The sequence below is a fragment of the Lysobacter xanthus genome (genome assembly GCF_047159895.1).
In genome coordinates this window covers 1-14,823 of record NZ_BAAGAB020000026.1, presented here as the reverse complement: position 1 = coordinate 14,823, position 14,823 = coordinate 1, and the positions used below count along the sequence as shown (strand labels likewise).

The 14,823-nt window shown below is 65.5% G+C and carries 28 protein-coding genes; all 28 read right to left on the bottom strand.

Annotated features, from left to right (window positions below; translation table 11 throughout):
* Positions 1–375: a 50S ribosomal protein L17 gene (gene rplQ, locus ACY35P_RS08460; RefSeq protein ID WP_462115389.1), complete on the bottom strand. Its 375-nt coding sequence runs from the start codon at positions 373–375 to the stop codon at positions 1–3.
* A 322-nt stretch (positions 376–697) separates the two neighbouring features.
* The gene (locus ACY35P_RS08455) at positions 698–1,696 is read right to left on the bottom strand and encodes a DNA-directed RNA polymerase subunit alpha (protein ID WP_462115388.1); all 999 of its coding nucleotides are present in this window, start codon (positions 1,694–1,696) and stop codon (positions 698–700) included.
* A gap of 49 nt (positions 1,697–1,745) precedes the next feature.
* Positions 1,746–2,375, bottom strand: coding sequence for a 30S ribosomal protein S4 (gene rpsD, locus ACY35P_RS08450; protein ID WP_462115387.1), 630 nt, complete (start codon positions 2,373–2,375; stop codon positions 1,746–1,748).
* A 13-nt stretch (positions 2,376–2,388) separates the two neighbouring features.
* On the bottom strand, positions 2,389–2,781 hold the full coding sequence (gene rpsK, locus ACY35P_RS08445) for a 30S ribosomal protein S11 (RefSeq protein ID WP_133479382.1): 393 nt from the start codon (positions 2,779–2,781) through the stop codon (positions 2,389–2,391).
* A 9-nt stretch (positions 2,782–2,790) separates the two neighbouring features.
* Positions 2,791–3,147 carry a 30S ribosomal protein S13 gene (gene rpsM / locus ACY35P_RS08440; RefSeq protein WP_462115386.1) on the bottom strand — a complete coding sequence of 119 codons (357 nt, stop codon included), beginning with the start codon at positions 3,145–3,147 and terminating at the stop codon, positions 2,791–2,793.
* Between the two features lie 431 nt (positions 3,148–3,578).
* Entirely contained in the window at positions 3,579–4,907 is a 1,329-nt protein-coding gene (secY, locus tag ACY35P_RS08435) for a preprotein translocase subunit SecY (protein WP_462115407.1), read from the bottom strand.
* Between the two features lie 28 nt (positions 4,908–4,935).
* Complete coding sequence (gene rplO, locus ACY35P_RS08430) at positions 4,936–5,373, bottom strand: 50S ribosomal protein L15 (RefSeq protein ID WP_462115385.1); 438 nt, start codon at positions 5,371–5,373, stop codon at positions 4,936–4,938.
* A 6-nt stretch (positions 5,374–5,379) separates the two neighbouring features.
* Complete coding sequence (gene rpmD / locus ACY35P_RS08425) at positions 5,380–5,580, bottom strand: 50S ribosomal protein L30 (protein WP_462115384.1); 201 nt, start codon at positions 5,578–5,580, stop codon at positions 5,380–5,382.
* The gene (gene rpsE / locus ACY35P_RS08420) at positions 5,573–6,112 is read right to left on the bottom strand and encodes a 30S ribosomal protein S5 (protein ID WP_462115383.1); all 540 of its coding nucleotides are present in this window, start codon (positions 6,110–6,112) and stop codon (positions 5,573–5,575) included. Before rpsE ends, rpmD begins: the two co-directional genes overlap by 8 nt.
* A gap of 139 nt (positions 6,113–6,251) precedes the next feature.
* Positions 6,252–6,605 carry a 50S ribosomal protein L18 gene (gene rplR, locus ACY35P_RS08415; RefSeq protein ID WP_462115382.1) on the bottom strand — a complete coding sequence of 118 codons (354 nt, stop codon included), beginning with the start codon at positions 6,603–6,605 and terminating at the stop codon, positions 6,252–6,254.
* Between the two features lie 85 nt (positions 6,606–6,690).
* Entirely contained in the window at positions 6,691–7,218 is a 528-nt protein-coding gene (rplF, locus tag ACY35P_RS08410; RefSeq protein ID WP_462115381.1) for a 50S ribosomal protein L6, read from the bottom strand.
* 13 nt (positions 7,219–7,231) lie between these two features.
* Entirely contained in the window at positions 7,232–7,630 is a 399-nt protein-coding gene (rpsH, locus tag ACY35P_RS08405; protein ID WP_462115380.1) for a 30S ribosomal protein S8, read from the bottom strand.
* Positions 7,631–7,724: 94 nt separating this feature from the next.
* Entirely contained in the window at positions 7,725–8,030 is a 306-nt protein-coding gene (rpsN, locus tag ACY35P_RS08400; RefSeq protein ID WP_462115379.1) for a 30S ribosomal protein S14, read from the bottom strand.
* Positions 8,031–8,046: 16 nt separating this feature from the next.
* On the bottom strand, positions 8,047–8,589 hold the full coding sequence (rplE, locus tag ACY35P_RS08395) for a 50S ribosomal protein L5 (protein WP_462115378.1): 543 nt from the start codon (positions 8,587–8,589) through the stop codon (positions 8,047–8,049).
* Between the two features lie 11 nt (positions 8,590–8,600).
* A complete protein-coding gene (gene rplX, locus ACY35P_RS08390) occupies positions 8,601–8,915 on the bottom strand; it encodes a 50S ribosomal protein L24 (protein WP_462115377.1) in 315 nt (104 codons plus the stop codon).
* A 13-nt stretch (positions 8,916–8,928) separates the two neighbouring features.
* Complete coding sequence (gene rplN, locus ACY35P_RS08385; RefSeq protein WP_027082417.1) at positions 8,929–9,297, bottom strand: 50S ribosomal protein L14; 369 nt, start codon at positions 9,295–9,297, stop codon at positions 8,929–8,931.
* 14 nt (positions 9,298–9,311) lie between these two features.
* On the bottom strand, positions 9,312–9,581 hold the full coding sequence (rpsQ, locus tag ACY35P_RS08380; protein ID WP_462115376.1) for a 30S ribosomal protein S17: 270 nt from the start codon (positions 9,579–9,581) through the stop codon (positions 9,312–9,314).
* 9 nt (positions 9,582–9,590) lie between these two features.
* Positions 9,591–9,779, bottom strand: a complete 189-nt coding sequence (gene rpmC, locus ACY35P_RS08375) for a 50S ribosomal protein L29 (RefSeq protein WP_189451218.1) — start codon at positions 9,777–9,779, stop codon at positions 9,591–9,593.
* Positions 9,779–10,192: a 50S ribosomal protein L16 gene (gene rplP / locus ACY35P_RS08370; protein WP_462115375.1), complete on the bottom strand. Its 414-nt coding sequence runs from the start codon at positions 10,190–10,192 to the stop codon at positions 9,779–9,781. The genes rpmC and rplP overlap by 1 nt, the downstream gene beginning before the upstream one ends.
* Positions 10,193–10,198: 6 nt before the next feature.
* The gene (gene rpsC / locus ACY35P_RS08365) at positions 10,199–10,939 is read right to left on the bottom strand and encodes a 30S ribosomal protein S3 (RefSeq protein WP_462115374.1); all 741 of its coding nucleotides are present in this window, start codon (positions 10,937–10,939) and stop codon (positions 10,199–10,201) included.
* A 14-nt stretch (positions 10,940–10,953) separates the two neighbouring features.
* Complete coding sequence (rplV, locus tag ACY35P_RS08360) at positions 10,954–11,289, bottom strand: 50S ribosomal protein L22 (RefSeq protein ID WP_462115373.1); 336 nt, start codon at positions 11,287–11,289, stop codon at positions 10,954–10,956.
* 10 nt (positions 11,290–11,299) lie between these two features.
* Positions 11,300–11,566 (bottom strand): 30S ribosomal protein S19, encoded by a 267-nt coding sequence (gene rpsS / locus ACY35P_RS08355; RefSeq protein ID WP_189451211.1) that lies wholly within the window; start codon positions 11,564–11,566, stop codon positions 11,300–11,302.
* Between the two features lie 6 nt (positions 11,567–11,572).
* Positions 11,573–12,400 carry a 50S ribosomal protein L2 gene (gene rplB / locus ACY35P_RS08350; protein WP_462115372.1) on the bottom strand — a complete coding sequence of 276 codons (828 nt, stop codon included), beginning with the start codon at positions 12,398–12,400 and terminating at the stop codon, positions 11,573–11,575.
* A 10-nt stretch (positions 12,401–12,410) separates the two neighbouring features.
* Positions 12,411–12,707: a 50S ribosomal protein L23 gene (gene rplW / locus ACY35P_RS08345; protein WP_462115371.1), complete on the bottom strand. Its 297-nt coding sequence runs from the start codon at positions 12,705–12,707 to the stop codon at positions 12,411–12,413.
* A complete protein-coding gene (rplD, locus tag ACY35P_RS08340) occupies positions 12,704–13,309 on the bottom strand; it encodes a 50S ribosomal protein L4 (protein WP_462115370.1) in 606 nt (201 codons plus the stop codon). The genes rplW and rplD overlap by 4 nt, the downstream gene beginning before the upstream one ends.
* Positions 13,310–13,319: 10 nt before the next feature.
* Positions 13,320–13,973, bottom strand: coding sequence for a 50S ribosomal protein L3 (rplC, locus tag ACY35P_RS08335; protein ID WP_462115369.1), 654 nt, complete (start codon positions 13,971–13,973; stop codon positions 13,320–13,322).
* Between the two features lie 11 nt (positions 13,974–13,984).
* A complete protein-coding gene (rpsJ, locus tag ACY35P_RS08330) occupies positions 13,985–14,296 on the bottom strand; it encodes a 30S ribosomal protein S10 (RefSeq protein ID WP_014161383.1) in 312 nt (103 codons plus the stop codon).
* A 451-nt stretch (positions 14,297–14,747) separates the two neighbouring features.
* A partial coding sequence (locus ACY35P_RS08325) for an EF-Tu C-terminal domain-related protein (protein ID WP_454480473.1) occupies positions 14,748–14,823 on the bottom strand: 76 nt, incomplete at its 5' end.

Here is a 14,823-nt window from a genome sequence, read left to right as displayed (position 1 = left end):
TTACTGCTGCGCCGCGTCCGGACGGTCGACCAGCTCGACGTACGCCATCGGGGCGTTGTCGCCGGCGCGGAAGCCGCACTTCAGGATGCGCAGGTACCCGCCCGGGCGCTCGCGGTAGCGCGGGCCGAGTTCGATGAACAGCTTGCCCACCGCTTCCTTGTCGCGCAGGCGCGAGAAGGCGAGACGACGATTGGCGACGCCATCGGTCTTGCCGAGGGTGATGAGCGGCTCGGCGACGCGGCGGAGCTCCTTGGCCTTCGGGAGCGTGGTGCGGATCAGGCCCGTCTTGATGAGCGACGCGGCCATGTTGGTGAACATGGCATCGCGGTGGGCGCTGGTGCGGCTGAACTTGCGGCCGGCTTTCTGGTGGCGCATGGCGTTGGATTCCTATGAATGTTGGAACTGCTGGATTTCGCTGTCGCCATCCCGGCGTTGCTGCTGTGGACTGCGGTTGGTCCGGTTCCGGCGTCCATGGCCGGATGTGCCGCGGGCTTTCTCGCCCGTCGGTGGTGAAGCCTTTCATGCTGAATCCCGCCGGGTGAGGGCGGGATCCGGCGACCGCGTCGTGGTGGTCTACGGCGCGGCGGGTGGAACGGATTCGGCAGGTAACGAACGCTTCGCCTAGTGGCTCGGCGGGCGCTGCACGCAACCTTGGCCTTCCAAAGCGCAGGACGCTTTCGCGTCCGGGCGCCTCGGCTCAGCCCATCATCCCGTGCGACGCGATGCCGGCCGGCGGCCAGTTCTCGAGACGCATGCCGAGCGACAGGCCACGCTGAGCCAGCACTTCCTTGATCTCGGTGAGCGACTTCTTGCCGAGGTTCGGGGTCTTGAGCAGCTCGACTTCCGTCTTCTGGATCAGGTCGCCGACGTAGTAGATGTTCTCGGCCTTGAGGCAGTTGGCCGAACGCACCGTCAGTTCGAGATCGTCGATCGGACGCAGCAGCAGCGGGTCGACGCCACCGGTCGCCGGCTTCGCCGCACCGCGCTCGCGGTGGGTGAAGTCGCCGAACACCGACAGCTGGTCGGTGAGGATGTCGGCCGCTGTGCGGACGGCTTCCTCGGCGTCGATCGTGCCGTTCGTCTCGATGTCCAGCACCAGCTTGTCGAGGTCGGTGCGCTGCTCGACGCGCGCGGCTTCCACCGCGTACGCGACGCGACGGACCGGCGAGAAGCTCGCGTCCAGCATCAGGCGACCGATCGCACGCGTTTCCTCGTCCGGGCGACGGCGCGCGGCGGCCGGCTGGTAGCCGTAACCACGCTCGATCTTCAGGCGCATGTTCAGCGCCGTGTCCTTCGTGAGGTGCGCGACGACGTGGTCGGGATTGATGATCTCGACGTTGTGGTCGGTGCGGATGTCGCCGGCGGTGATGACGCCCGGGCCGGACTTGTTGAGCGACAGCATCGCGCTGTCGCCCGTGTGCATGCGAATCGCGACGTCCTTGAGGTTCAGCAGAACCTCGAGCACATCCTCCTCGAGGCCTTCGACCGTGGTGTACTCGTGGAGCACGCCATCGATCTCCACCTCGGTGATTGCAAACCCGGGGATCGACGAAAGCAGGACGCGGCGCAGCGCATTGCCGAGGGTGTGGCCGTAGCCGCGCTCGAGCGGCTCGATCACGACCTTGGCGCGATTGCCGGTCAGGCGCTCGATCTGGGGACCACGCGGGCGCAATACCTGGTTGGCGGTAACCGTCATGTTGTGGCTTCTCCTGGGGGCCGACGTCGTCACGCCGGCCCGGATGAAATTACTTCGAGTACAGCTCGACGATCAGCGCTTCGTTGATATCCGCCGGCAGGTCCGCACGGTCGGGAACCGACTTGAACACGCCCGCGAACTTCTTCGCGTCGACCTCGATCCACGACGGCGACAGGTCCATCTGCTGGGCGACCGTGAGGGCCTCCTGCACGCGGAGCTGCTTCTGGGCGCGCTCGGCGAGCGCGATCGCGTCGCCGGCCTTCACCTGGTACGACGGCAGATTGACGATCTTGCCGTTGACGGTGACGCCGCGATGGCTGACCAGCTGGCGGGCCGAGGCGCGGGTGACCGCGAAGCCCATCCGGTAGATCACGTTGTCGAGACGGGTCTCGAGCAGCTGCAGCAGGTTCTCGCCGGTGTTGCCCTTCCGGTTCGAAGCCTTCTTGTAGTAGTTGCGGAACTGACGCTCCAGCAGGCCGTAGATACGCTTGACCTTCTGCTTCTCGCGAAGCTGGGTGGCGTAGTCGGACAGCTTGCCCTTGCGGGCGGTGGCGCCGTGCTGGCCGGGCTTCTGCTCGAGCTTGCACTTCGAGTCGAGGGCGCGGGCCGGCGACTTCAGGCCGAGGTCGGCGCCTTCGCGGCGCGCGAGCTTACAGGTGGGACCGATATAGCGTGCCATGTCTTATTCCTCCTCAGACGCGGCGCTTCTTCGGCGGACGGCATCCGTTGTGCGGGATGGGCGTCACGTCGATGATGTTGAGGATCTTGTAGCCGACGTTGTTCAGCGAACGAACGGCCGATTCACGACCCGGACCCGGGCCCTTGATGCGCACTTCGAGCGCCTTGACGCCGTAGTCCAGCGCGGCACGGCCGGCCTTCTCGGCGGCGACCTGCGCGGCGAACGGGGTCGACTTGCGCGAGCCGCGGAAACCGGCGCCGCCCGAGGTCGCCCACGAGAGCGCGTTGCCCTGGCGGTCGGTGATCGTGATGATGGTGTTGTTGAACGAAGCGTGGACGTGGGCGATGCCGTCGGTGACGACGCGCTTGATCTTCTTCTTCGGAGCTTTCGCGGCAGGCTTGGCCATGTCGGTTCCTTACTTCTTGATGGCCTTGCGCGGACCCTTGCGGGTACGGGCATTGGTCCGGGTGCGCTGGCCGCGCAGCGGCAGGCCGCGGCGGTGACGGAGGCCGCGGTAGGAACCGAGGTCCATCAGGCGCTTGATGGCCATGCCGATCTCGCGGCGCAGGTCGCCCTCGACGACGAACTTGCCGACTTCGCCGCGCAGGCGCTCGACTTCCGGCTCGGACAGGTCGCGGATCTTGGTCGACGACGTGACGCCGGCCGACTGGCAGATCTGCTTGGAACGGGTACGGCCAATGCCGTAGATGCTCTGCAGCCCGACCCAGACATGCTTCTGGGCAGGCAGGTTGACACCCGCAATACGCGCCATGTGGCGATCTCCAAACTGGTGTGCGCCAGGCTCGCGCCCGGCGATTGAACTCTCGAGAAAAACCCGAAATCTGCGTGTCCCGATCTTCTTGAGCCGCAGCGGTGACCTGCTCCGACCCGGCATGGGGAGTGTGCCCATGCTCCGGCGAACGGACCCCGGCTGTACCGGGCACTGCGGCGAACCGCCCTGCCCGGCCCCGCGCACTCCTCAGGCGCGCGTATGGCCAAGGGCCCACCCGTGCGCGGGACTGCCGCCGGGTCGCCCATCTGCAGCCGTCGACGAGGTGTCGGCCGACTGCCTGGTGTTCTGTTTCGCCATCCTGGCCGGGATCCAAACCGGGCGGCCATCCTGGCCCATCGAGCGGCCACGGCCACTCAGCGCGCCATTATGCCAGCAATTCACCCGCCGTGCACCGGCGGGCCGGCAAGGCCTCAGCGGCCGCGGTTGCCACCGCGAAGGTTTGCCTTTTTCAGGAGGCTCTCGTACTGGTGGGACATCAGGTGCGCCTGAATCTGCGCGATGAAGTCCATGACGACCACCACGACGATCAGCAGCGAGGTGCCGCCGAAGTAGAACGACGTCCCGAGCTGGGTGCGCATGACTTCGGGCAGCAGGCAGACCAGCACCAGGTACACCGCACCGGCAGCCGTCAGCCGCGTCAGCACCCCGTCGATGTAGTCGGCGGTGCCGCGACCCGGACGGATGCCCGGAATCAGCGCCCCGGACTTCTTCAGGTTCTCCGCGGTTTCCTGCGAATTGAAGACGAGGGCCGTGTAGAAGAAGGCGAAGCCAATGATCAGCGCCGCGTACAGGATCATGTGCAGCGGCTCGCCCGGCGACAGCATCTGGCTGAGCTTGAGCAGCCACGACTGCGAGTTGTTCTGGCTGAACCACGTGGCCGCGGTCGCCGGGAACATCACGATGCTCGACGCGAAGATCGCCGGGATGACACCGGACATGTTGAGCTTCAGCGGCAGGAACGACGTCTGGTTCTGGTAGGCGTTGCGGCCGCCCTGCCGGCGCGCGTAGTTCACGGTGATCCGGCGCTGCCCGCGCTCGACGAACACCACGAAATACGTGAAGCCCAGGACCAGCGCGACCGTGATGAGCGCGGCGGGCGCGCCCATGTCGCCGTCGCGGATCTGGCCGAGCATGTTGATCAGCGCGCCGGGGATGCCCGCGACGATGCCCGCGAAAATCAGCAGCGAAATGCCGTTGCCGATGCCACGCTCGGTAATCTGCTCACCGAGCCACATGAGGAAGATGGTGCCCGCCGTCAGCGCGATGACCGCGGTGATGACGAAGCCCATGCCGCCGGCGTAGACCACCGGGGTGCCGCCGGGCGCGGTCGCGCCCTGCAGCCAGGTCGCGATTCCCCAAGCCTGGAACACGGCCAGCGGGATCGCGCCGAGGCGCGACCACTGGTTGATCTTGCGTCGACCCGATTCGCCTTCCTTCTGGATGGCCTTCAGGCTCGGCACGATCTGCGTCAACAGCTGGATGACGATCGACGACGAGATGTACGGGGCGACGTTCAGCGCGAACAGGCTCAGGCGGTGCAGTGCACCGCCCGAGAACATGTTGAACATGTCGACGATCGTCCCCTGGCGCTGGGCCATGAAGTCGACCATCGCCTGGGGATTAACGCCCGGGACCGGGACGTAACAGCCGATTCGATAGACGATCAGCGCCGCGACGACGAAAAGAAGTCGCTGGCGGAGCTCGGTGAACTTGCCGAGGCCGCCACCGAGGCCGGCCATCGAATTGCTGCTACGCGCCATCAGGCCCTTACTCCGAGAACGATCCGCCAGCGGCTTCGACCGCCGCCTTCGCGCCGGCCGTGGCCGACACGCCCTTGAGGGTGAAAGCCTTGGTGACGTCGCCCTTCTTCACCAGCTTCACCTTCTTCGCGTTCGGCGGCACGAGGCCGGCTTCCTTCAGCGAGGTGATGGTGATTTCGCCGGCTTCAAGACCCTCGAGCGCATACAGCAGCACCTCGACGGAGTCCTTCGCGGTCTTCGACCGGAAGCCGATCTTCGGCAGGCGGCGCTGCATCGGCATCTGACCGCCTTCGAAGCCGGCCTTGATCTTGCCCTTGCCCGAGCGCGCGAACGAGCCCTTATGGCCGCGGCCGCAGGTCTTGCCCAGGCCGGAACCGATACCGCGACCGACCCGCTTGGGTTCGGTACGCGCGCCCTCACCGGGCTGCAGAGTGTTGAGACGCATGGTCGATTACTCCTCGACGCGAACGAGGTAGTGAACCTTGTTGATCAGACCGCGTACCTGCGGGCTGTCCTTCAGTTCACGCACATCGTTGAGCTTGTTGAGACCCAGCGCGCGCACCGACAGACGATGAATCGACTGCGTGCCGCGAAGACCCTTGACCAGACGGACCTTGACGGTGCCGCCCTCGACTGCCTGGTCCTTAACCATGGACGAGGTCCTCCACCTTCTTGCCGCGCTTGGCCGCGATCTGCGACGGCGACCGGATGTCGGTCAGGCCGCGCATCGTGGCGCGCACGAGGTTGATCGGATTACGCGAACCGACGGCCTTCGCGAGAACGTTCTTGACGCCCGCCGCTTCCAGCACGGCGCGCATGGCGCCGCCGGCGATCACGCCGGTACCTTCCGACGCCGGCTGCATGAACACGCGCGCCGCGCCGTGGCCGGCCTTGACCGTGTGCCACAGGGTGCCGTTGTTCAGGTCGACGTTCGTCATCGACTTGCGTGCGTTCTCCATCGACTTCTGGATCGCGACCGGCACTTCGCGCGCCTTGCCGTAGCCGAAACCGACCTTGCCGTTGCCGTCGCCCACCACCGTCAGCGCGGTAAAGGTGAACTGGCGGCCGCCCTTGACGGTCTTGCTGACGCGGTTGACCGCGATCAGCTTCTCGACCATGCCATCGTCGACCTCTTCGCGGTTGCGATCACGATCGCGACCGCGGTTCTGACGCTCTTCTGCCATTTCGATTCTCTGGTAGTTGAAAGAAATTTGCGGCGTGGCCGCTTATGGTTTTGGGATGGAGCGGGCGCATCGACGGCGCGGGAATCCGCGCCGTCGCCCGGTGCTCAGCCGCACCGGCGGGTCGAACGGCAAGCCGTCCTCAGAACTGCAGGCCACCCTCGCGGGCGGCGTCGGCGAGCGCCTTGATGCGGCCGTGGTAGCGGTAGCCCGAGCGGTCGAACGCGACCTTCTCGATGCCGGCAGCCTTGGCCTTCTCGGCGATCACGCGACCGACCTTGGAGGCCGCATCGGCATTCTTGCCGTTCTTGAGGCCTTCGCTGACGTCGGCCTGGAGCGTGGACGCCGAAGCGAGCACCTTCGAGCCGTCGGCGCTGAACACCTGCGCGTATAGATGCTGGCCGGTGCGCAGCACCGACAGGCGCGGCACGCCGAGGTTGCGGATGTGCGAGCGCGTCGACTTGGCGCGGCGCAGGCGGGCGATTTTCTTAAGCATTGGTCTGGTCCTCGAAAGCTGAAGGAAGTGGATCTCTTTCGAGCGTCCGCACACGGATGCGCGGGCGCCCGCGAGGGATTCGCACTTAAGCCTTCTTGGCTTCCTTACGAATGATCACTTCGCCGGCGTACTTCACGCCCTTGCCCTTGTAGGGCTCCGGCGGACGGAAACCGCGAATCTTGGCGGCGACTTCGCCGACGCGCTGCTTGTCGGCGCCCTGCACCACGACTTCCGTCTGCGTCGGCGTCGTGATCGTGATGCCCTCCGGGGCGGGGAACACCACCGGGTGGGAGAAGCCCAGCGACAGGTTCAGGTCCTTGCCCTGCATCGAGGCGCGATAACCGACGCCGACGAGCTCGAGCTTCTTCTCGAAACCTTCGGAGACGCCCTTCACCATGTTGGCGAGGATCGCGCGCAGCGTGCCGGTCAGCGGGATGAGCGCGGCGTCTTCCGTCGTGAAGAGGGCGGTGCCCTCCTCGACCTTGACGTCGATCGCAGCCGGCTTCGGCACCGACAACGTGCCCTTCGGGCCCTTGGCACTGATGGAACCGGCCTGGACGTTCAGCTCGACGCCCTTCGGGAGGGCGACCGGCTTCTTGGCAACTCGGGACATGTCTGTTCCTCCCTTAGGCCACGAAGCACAGGACTTCGCCGCCGACGCCCTGCTGGCGCGCCTGCGAGTCGGTCATGATGCCCTTCGAGGTGGAGATGATGGCGACGCCGAGGCCATTGAGGACCTTCGGCAGCTCCGTCTTGCCACGGTACTGGCGGCGGCCCGAGCGCGAGAAGCGGTCGAGGCGCTCGATGACCGGGCGGCCTTCGTAGTACTTCAGCGCGATTTCGAGCTGGGTCTTGCCCGGGCCCGCTTCGGCGGTACGGAAGTCGAGGATGTAGCCCTCGGCCTTCAGGACGCCGGCGATCGCGACCTTGATCTTCGACGACGGCATGGTCACCGTCTGCTTCCGAACAGCGGCCGCATTCTTGATGCGGACCAGCATGTCGGCGATGGGATCAGTCATGCTCATGAGAGTTTCCTTATGAGAAGCACCGATATCCGCGCGATTGCGAATTCAGTTGTGAGCCGCGGCAGGTGACCCCGCCGCGGTGAAGCGGACTATGTTACCAGCTCGCCTTGCGCAGGCCAGGAACGTCGCCGTTCATGGTTGCCTTGCGGAGCATGTTGCGGCCGAGGCCGAACTTGCGGTACACGCCACGCGGGCGGCCCGACAGTTCGCAACGGTTGCGCTGGCGGCTCGGGGAGGAGTCGCGCGGAAGCTTCTGCAGCTTCACGACCGCGTCCATCTTGTCCTCGTACGAGGCCGTCGTGCTCGCGATGATCTTCTTGAGCTCGTCCCGCTTGGCGCCGTGGCGCTTCGCGAGCTTCGCGCGCTTGACCTCGCGGTTGATCATGGAAGTCTTAGCCATTGTTCAATCCTGAGTGTCAGTTGCGGAACGGGAAGCGGAACGCTTCGAGGAGCGCACGCGCCTCGGCATCGGTCTTCGCGGTCGTGGTGATCGCGATGTCCATGCCGCGGAGGGCGTCGACCTGGTCGAAGTCGATTTCCGGGAAGATGATCTGTTCCTTGACGCCCATGTTGTAGTTGCCACGGCCGTCGAACGACTTGCCCGACACGCCGCGGAAGTCGCGGACGCGCGGCAGCGAGATGTTGATCAGGCGGTCGAAGAACTCGAACATCTTCGCGCGGCGCAGGGTGACCTTCGCGCCGATCGGCCAGCCGTCACGGATCTTGAAGGACGCGACGGAAACGCGGCTCTTCGTGACGATCGGCTTCTGGCCGGCGACCTTGGTCATGTCGGCGACCGCGTTCTCCAGCACCTTCTTGTTGGTGGCGGCTTCGCCCACGCCCATGTTCAGCGTGATCTTGACCAGGCGCGGCACTTCCATGACGTTCTTGTAGCCGAACTTCTGGATGAGCTGCGGGACGACTTCGTCCTTGTAGAACTTCTCGAGACGGGTGGTCATTTCTGCATTCCTCAGGCGTCAACCGCCTCACCGCTGGAGCGGAACACACGCAGTTTGCGTCCATCCTCCAGCACCTTGAAAGCAATGCGCTCACCCTTGCCGCTGGCCGGGTTGAAGAGCATCACGTTGGACGCGTGGATCGGCGCCTCGCGCTCGATCACGCCACCGGGCTGGCCCGCCTGCGGGTTCGGCTTGGTGTGGCGCTTCACGACGTTGATGTTGGACACGACGACCTTGTCGCCCAGCACGCGGACGACTTCGCCCTGCTTGCCCTTGTCCTTGCCCGCGGTCACGACGACGCGGTCACCCTTGCGGATACGGTTCATGTTCTTCCTCCGCTCAGAGCACTTCAGGGGCGAGCGACACGATCTTCATGAACTTCTCGGTACGCAGCTCGCGCGTGACCGGTCCGAAGATGCGGGTGCCGATCGGCTCCTGCTTGTTGTTGAGAAGCACGGCCGCGTTACCGTCGAAACGGATCAGCGAGCCGTCCGGGCGACGGACGCCCTTGCGGGTGCGGACGACGACGGCGTCGTAGACGTCGCCCTTCTTCACCTTGCCGCGCGGAATGGCGTCCTTGACGGACACCTTGATGATGTCACCGATGCCGGCGTAACGGCGCTTCGAGCCGCCCAGCACCTTGATGCACATCACTTCCTTCGCGCCGGAGTTATCGGCCACGTCGAGGTAGCTCTGCATCTGGATCATGTTTCGCTCTCCTCTTAACCGGCCGCGCGGGTGACGATCTGCACCACGCGCCAGTTCTTGGTCTTCGACATCGGCGCGCATTCCTGCACGCGGACGACGTCGCCCTCATTGCACGAATTGTCGGCGTCGTGGGCGTGCAGCTTGGTGGAGCGGCGGATGTACTTGCCGTACAGCGCGTGCTTCACCTGGCGCTCGACCAGGATGGTGACGGTCTTGTCCATCTTGTTGCTGAGGACGCGACCTTCGACCGTGCGAATCGCCTTCTCTGTGTTGTTGTCGGTCATGGCGGGTCCTTACTTCTGGTTCTGGCCCAGCAGCGTCTTCGTGCGAGCGATCTCGCGACGGACGCGGCGGACTTCGTGGCTCTTGGCGAGCTGGCCGGTGGCCTGCTGCATGCGGAGCGCGAAACGCTCCTTGTGCAGGTCGGTCAGGTGGCTGTTCAGCTCGTCGGCCGACTTCGTGCGGAGTTCCTTGAGGTCCATTAGCGCACCGTCCGGGTAACGAAGGTGGTGGTGACGGAGAGCTTCGCGGAAGCGAGACGGAAGGCCTCGCGGGCCACTTCCTCGCTGACGCCCTCGATCTCGTAGATCATGCGGCCGGGCTGGATCTGGGCGACCCAGTACTCGACGTTGCCCTTGCCGGAGCCCATTCGGACTTCGATCGGCTTCTGCGTGATCGGCTTGTCGGGGAACACGCGGATCCACATCTTGCCGCCACGCTTGACGTAACGGCTGATCGCGCGACGGGCCGACTCGATCTGGCGCGCGGTGAGCTGGCCGTGGGCGGTCGCCTTGAGGCCGAACTCGCCGAACGAGACAGCGTTGCCGCTCCACGCGAGGCCGTCGTTGCGGCCCTTGTGCATCTTGCGGAATTTGGTTCGCTTGGGTTGCAGCATGGCGGATTACCTCTGCTCGCGGCCGCGACGATCGTTACGATCGCCACGGTCACCGCGGTCGGAGCGCTCGCCGCGCGGCGACGAGTTCTCTTCCGGCTTTTCCTGGCCGACCTGGGCGAAGTCGAAGATCTCGCCCTTGTAGATCCAGGTCTTGATTCCGATGATCCCGTACGTGGTCTTCGCCTCGGCGAAGCCGTAGTCGATATCGGCGCGAAGGGTGTGAAGCGGCACGCGGCCTTCGCGGTACCACTCCGAACGGGCGATTTCCGCACCGTTGAGGCGGCCGGCGACATTGACCTTGATGCCCAGCGCGCCGAGGCGCATCGCGTTGCCGACCGCACGCTTCATCGCGCGGCGGAACATGATGCGGCGCTCGAGCTGCTGCGCGATCGACTCGGCGACCAGCTGCGCGTCGAGCTCGGGCTTGCGGACCTCGGAGACGTTGATGTGCGCCGGAACGCCCATCACCGCGCTGACCTCGCGGCGCAGCTTCTCGATGTCCTCGCCACGCTTGCCGATCACCACGCCCGGGCGGGCGGTGTGGATCGTGACGCGCGCGTTGTTGGCCGGACGCTCGATGAGGATCTTCGAGATGCCCGCGGCGGCCAGCTTCTTGCGGAGCAGCTCACGGACGCGAAGATCGGCGGTCAGGTAGCTGCCGTACGTCTTCTTGTTGGCGAACCACTTCGAGTTCCAGTCCTTGGCAATGCCCAGGCGGATACCGGTGGGATGAACTTTATGACCCATTAGTCTGCTCCGCCTTACTTGCCTGCGCCCACGACCACAGTGATGTGGCTGGTGCGCTTGAGGATGCGGGTGCCGCGGCCCTTGGCCCGCGCCATGAAGCGCTTCAGCGTCGGACCTTCGTCGACCATGATGGTCTTGACGCGCAGGTCGTCGGCATCGGCACCCAGGTTGTTTTCGGCGTTCGACGCGGCGGAGAACACGACCTTGTAGATCATGTGCGCCACTTTCTTGTCCGAGAACTTGAGCAGGTTGAGGGCACGCTCGACGGGAAGGCCGCGGACCTGGTCGGCGACCAGGCGGGCCTTCTGCGGGGAGATGCGCGCGGTGCGCAGGATGGCTTTCGCTTCCATGGTCATCTCCTTACTTCGACTTCTTGTCGGCCACGTGACCCTTGAACGTCCGGGTCATGGCGAACTCGCCGAGCTTGTGACCGACCATGTTCTCGTTGATGAGAACCGGGATGTGGTTCTTCCCGTTATGGACGGCGATCGTGAACCCGATCATTTCCGGCAGGATCGTCGAGCGACGCGACCAGGTCTTGATCGGCTTCTTGTTGTTGCCGGCCGTTTCCACCTTCTTGACCAGGTGATGGTCGGTGAAAGGGCCCTTCTTGAGTGAACGTGGCATGGCCGATTAGCTCCTGCGATCGCGAACGATGAACTGCTGCGTCCGCTTGTTCTTGCGGGTCTTGTAACCCTTGGTCGGGACGCCCCAAGGGGTGACCGGGTGCGGATTGCCCTGGCCAGCCTTGGCCTCACCACCGCCGTGCGGATGGTCGACCGGGTTCATGGCGGCGCCACGGACGGTCGGGCGGACACCGCGCCAGCGCTTCGCACCGGCCTTGCCCAGCTTCTCGAGGTTGTGCTCGTCGTTGCCGACTTCGCCGATCGTCGCGCAGCACTCGGCCGGCACCTTACGCATCTCGCCGGAACGCAGGCGGAGCGTGGCGTAGCCCTGCTCGCGGGCGACCAGCTGCACGCCGGCGCCTGCGGCGCGGGCGATCTGCGCACCCTTGCCCGGCTTCATCTCGATGCAATGCACCGTGGAGCCGACCGGGATGTTGGTCAGCGGCAGCGTGTTGCCGACGCGGATCGGGGCGTCACGGCCCGCGATCACCTGATCGCCCTGGGACAGACCCTTCGGCGCGATGATGTAGCGACGCTCGCCATCGACGTAGCACAGCAGCGCGATGTGCGCGGTGCGGTTCGGGTCGTACTCGATCCGCTCGACGCGGGCGGGAATACCGACCTTGTCGCGCTTGAAGTCGATGATGCGGTAGTGCTGCTTGTGGCCACCGCCGACGTGACGCGTCGTGATGCGGCCGTGGTGGTTGCGGCCACCGGACTTGCCCTGCTTCTCCACGAGGCCCTGGTAGGGGTCGCCCTTGTGGAGGCCAGGGGTCACCACGCGGACCGCACTACGGCGGCCGGGCGAGGTGGGCTTGAAGGTCATCAATGCCATGTGTGTTTCCTCAGGCCGTGGCCATCACGTCGATCGACTGGCCTTCGGCCAGCGTCACGTACGCCTTGCGCCAATCGGCGCGGCGGCCCATGCGGAACTTGAAGGCCTTGTTCTTGCCCTTCACGTTCACGACGTTCACCGCACGGACGTTGACGCCGAAGATCTTCTCGACGGCTTCCTTGATCTCGAGCTTGTTGGCTTCCGTGGAGACCTCGAACACGTACTGGTTCGAGACTTCCTGCAGACGAGCCGTCTTCTCGGAGATGCGCGGTGCGCGGATGATGCTGTAGAGCTTGGCGTCGTTCATGCCAGCCACTCCTCGATCTTCTTGACCGCGTCGGCCGTGAACACGACCGAGTCGGCGCCGACGAGCGTCACCGGGTCGAGACCCTGGACATCGCGGACTTCGACGTACGGCAGGTTGCGCGCCGACAGGTACAGGTTCTCCGTCGCGTCCTCGGTGACGAGGAGCGGACGGCGGCCGGTGCCGAGATCCTTGAGCTTGGTGATCAGGCCCTTGGTCTTCGGCGCGTCGAGCTCGAGCGCCTCCACGACCGACAGGCGGCCCTGGCGGTTCAGCTCGGAAAGGATCGACGCCATCGCGGCGCGATACATCTTGCGGTTGACCTTCTGCGCGAAGCTGCGCGGCTTGGCCGCGAAGGTCACGCCGCCGCCGACGAAGATCGGAGCGGTCAGGGCGCCGTGGCGTGCACCGCCGCCCTTCTGCTTCTTCGACTTCTTGGTGGTGCCGTTCACTTCCGAGCGCGTCTTCTGCGCCTTGGTGCCCGAGCGCCCCGCATTGCGGTAGGCGACGACGACCTGGTGGACCAGGTCTTCGCTGAAATCACGACCGAACACGGCGTCGGAAACCGAGACCGTCTTGTCGCTGTTGTTGATGGCGAGTTCCATCGTGTTCTCCTTAGCCCTTCGTCGTCGGGCGGACGATGACGTCGCCACCCGGCGCACCGGGGATCGCGCCCTTGACCGCGATCAGGCCGCGCTCGGCGTCCACGCGGACGACCTCGAGGCCCTGGATCGACTTGGTCTCGTCACCCATGTGGCCCGACATCTTCTTGCCCGGGAACACGCGGCCCGGCGTCTGGCGCTGGCCGATCGAGCCCGGCGAGCGGTGCGAGAGCGAGTTACCGTGGGTGGCGTCACCCATCGTGAAGTTCCAGCGCTTGATCGTGCCCTGGAAGCCCTTGCCCTTGCTGATGCCCTGGACGTCGACGATCTGGCCCGGCGCAAAGATGTCGGCCTTGATCTCGCCGCCGACTTCGAAGCCGCCGATCTGGTCGTTCTCGACGCGCAGTTCCCACAGGCCGCGGCCCGCGTCGACCTTCGCCTTGGCGAGGTGACCGGCTTCCGGCTTGGTCAGCAGCGACGCGCGACGCACGCCCACGGTGACCTGCACGGCGCTGTAGCCGTCGGTTTCCGGGGTCTTGATCTGGGTGATGCGGTTCGGCGTCGCTTCGATCAGCGTCACCGGAACGGACTTGCCGTCTTCGAGGAAGACGCGGCTCATGCCGGCCTTGCGACCGACAATGCCCAACGAATACTTCTTCGCGGTCATGGTGGGAGGCCTCAGGTCAGCTTGATCTGGACGTCAACGCCAGCCGCGAGCTCGAGCTTCATGAGCGCGTCCACGGTCTTGTCGTTGGGGTCGACGATATCGAGCACGCGCTTGTGCGTGCGGGTCTCGTACTGGTCACGCGCATCCTTGTCGGCATGCGGGGAGACGAGGATGGTGTAGCGCTCGATCTTGGTCGGCAGCGGGATCGGGCCGCGCACTTGCGCGCCGGTCCGCTTGGCCGTCTCGACGATCTCGCTGGCCGAGCGGTCGATCAGTCGATGATCGTACGCCTTCAGCCGGATTCGGATCTTCTGGTCCGCCATGACGGTATTCCTTGAGTAAAGAGCGACGGATACGGCGGCTTCATGCGCCGGACCCCACGATGGCTGCGAATCCCGCCGCACCGGCCGGTTTCCGCCAAAAAACAAGGCAGGCCGGTTTCCCGACCCGCCAGACAGTTAGTTCGAGACGCGTGAAGCACGACGACGCGCAGCGAGCTGCGGCCGGTGCGACACACGACGGTTCCCTGTCCGACGAATACGAGTGGCGTCCTGCCCCTCATTTCGCTGTCGTTCCCCACCCGAGGGCAGGGGAACGTGATTCTAACGGGTATGCGAAGGCCGCGTAAAGAGGCTTTCCGCCAAACGGCAGCGAGGCCGAGGGCCGCCTGCCGCTTGGACGCCGGAATACCTGCCCGGCGTCTACCGCGCCATCCGGCCGTGGGGCCGGATGGACGACGGATGCCGCCCGGACGCGGGTCCGGGCGGCCGCTCCTTACTTGATGATCTTCGCCACGACGCCGGCGCCGACGGTACGGCCGCCTTCGCGGATCGCGAAGCGCAGGCCCTCG

What these genes read in the sequence shown, in the direction of transcription:
- rpsD (WP_462115387.1), bottom strand. Translation starts at nt 2,375, where the DNA reads ATGGCACGCTATATCGGTCCCACCTGTAAGCTCGCGCGCCGCGAAGGC.
- rplP (WP_462115375.1), bottom strand. Translation starts at nt 10,192, where the DNA reads ATGCTGCAACCCAAGCGAACCAAATTCCGCAAGATGCACAAGGGCCGC.
- ACY35P_RS08455 (WP_462115388.1), bottom strand. Translation starts at nt 1,696, where the DNA reads ATGACGGTTACCGCCAACCAGGTATTGCGCCCGCGTGGTCCCCAGATC.
- rplV (WP_462115373.1), bottom strand. Translation starts at nt 11,289, where the DNA reads ATGGAAGCGAAAGCCATCCTGCGCACCGCGCGCATCTCCCCGCAGAAG.
- rplO (WP_462115385.1), bottom strand. Translation starts at nt 5,373, where the DNA reads ATGCGTCTCAACACTCTGCAGCCCGGTGAGGGCGCGCGTACCGAACCC.
- rplX (WP_462115377.1), bottom strand. Translation starts at nt 8,915, where the DNA reads ATGAACCGTATCCGCAAGGGTGACCGCGTCGTCGTGACCGCGGGCAAG.
- rpsH (WP_462115380.1), bottom strand. Translation starts at nt 7,630, where the DNA reads ATGAGCATGACTGATCCCATCGCCGACATGCTGGTCCGCATCAAGAAT.
- rpmC (WP_189451218.1), bottom strand. Translation starts at nt 9,779, where the DNA reads ATGGACCTCAAGGAACTCCGCACGAAGTCGGCCGACGAGCTGAACAGC.
- rplQ (WP_462115389.1), bottom strand. Translation starts at nt 375, where the DNA reads ATGCGCCACCAGAAAGCCGGCCGCAAGTTCAGCCGCACCAGCGCCCAC.
- rplE (WP_462115378.1), bottom strand. Translation starts at nt 8,589, where the DNA reads ATGACCACCCGTCTCGAGAAGTTCTACAAGGACGAAGTCGTCCCGCAG.
- rpsM (WP_462115386.1), bottom strand. Translation starts at nt 3,147, where the DNA reads ATGGCGCGTATTGCGGGTGTCAACCTGCCTGCCCAGAAGCATGTCTGG.
- rplB (WP_462115372.1), bottom strand. Translation starts at nt 12,400, where the DNA reads ATGGCATTGATGACCTTCAAGCCCACCTCGCCCGGCCGCCGTAGTGCG.
- rpsJ (WP_014161383.1), bottom strand. Translation starts at nt 14,296, where the DNA reads ATGGCGGACCAGAAGATCCGAATCCGGCTGAAGGCGTACGATCATCGA.
- rpsS (WP_189451211.1), bottom strand. Translation starts at nt 11,566, where the DNA reads ATGCCACGTTCACTCAAGAAGGGCCCTTTCACCGACCATCACCTGGTC.
- rplC (WP_462115369.1), bottom strand. Translation starts at nt 13,973, where the DNA reads ATGACCGCGAAGAAGTATTCGTTGGGCATTGTCGGTCGCAAGGCCGGC.
- rpsC (WP_462115374.1), bottom strand. Translation starts at nt 10,939, where the DNA reads ATGGGTCATAAAGTTCATCCCACCGGTATCCGCCTGGGCATTGCCAAG.
- secY (WP_462115407.1), bottom strand. Translation starts at nt 4,907, where the DNA reads ATGGCCGGCCTCGGTGGCGGCCTCGGCAAGTTCACCGAGCTCCGCCAG.
- rplW (WP_462115371.1), bottom strand. Translation starts at nt 12,707, where the DNA reads ATGAACGACGCCAAGCTCTACAGCATCATCCGCGCACCGCGCATCTCC.
- rplN (WP_027082417.1), bottom strand. Translation starts at nt 9,297, where the DNA reads ATGATCCAGATGCAGAGCTACCTCGACGTGGCCGATAACTCCGGCGCG.
- rpsQ (WP_462115376.1), bottom strand. Translation starts at nt 9,581, where the DNA reads ATGACCGACAACAACACAGAGAAGGCGATTCGCACGGTCGAAGGTCGC.
- rplF (WP_462115381.1), bottom strand. Translation starts at nt 7,218, where the DNA reads ATGTCCCGAGTTGCCAAGAAGCCGGTCGCCCTCCCGAAGGGCGTCGAG.
- rpmD (WP_462115384.1), bottom strand. Translation starts at nt 5,580, where the DNA reads ATGGTTAAGGACCAGGCAGTCGAGGGCGGCACCGTCAAGGTCCGTCTG.
- rpsE (WP_462115383.1), bottom strand. Translation starts at nt 6,112, where the DNA reads ATGGCAGAAGAGCGTCAGAACCGCGGTCGCGATCGTGATCGCAACCGC.
- rpsN (WP_462115379.1), bottom strand. Translation starts at nt 8,030, where the DNA reads ATGGCTAAGACTTCCATGATCAACCGCGAGGTCAAGCGCGCGAAGCTC.
- rpsK (WP_133479382.1), bottom strand. Translation starts at nt 2,781, where the DNA reads ATGGCCAAGCCTGCCGCGAAAGCTCCGAAGAAGAAGATCAAGCGCGTC.
- rplR (WP_462115382.1), bottom strand. Translation starts at nt 6,605, where the DNA reads ATGCTTAAGAAAATCGCCCGCCTGCGCCGCGCCAAGTCGACGCGCTCG.
- rplD (WP_462115370.1), bottom strand. Translation starts at nt 13,309, where the DNA reads ATGGAACTCGCCATCAACAACAGCGACAAGACGGTCTCGGTTTCCGAC.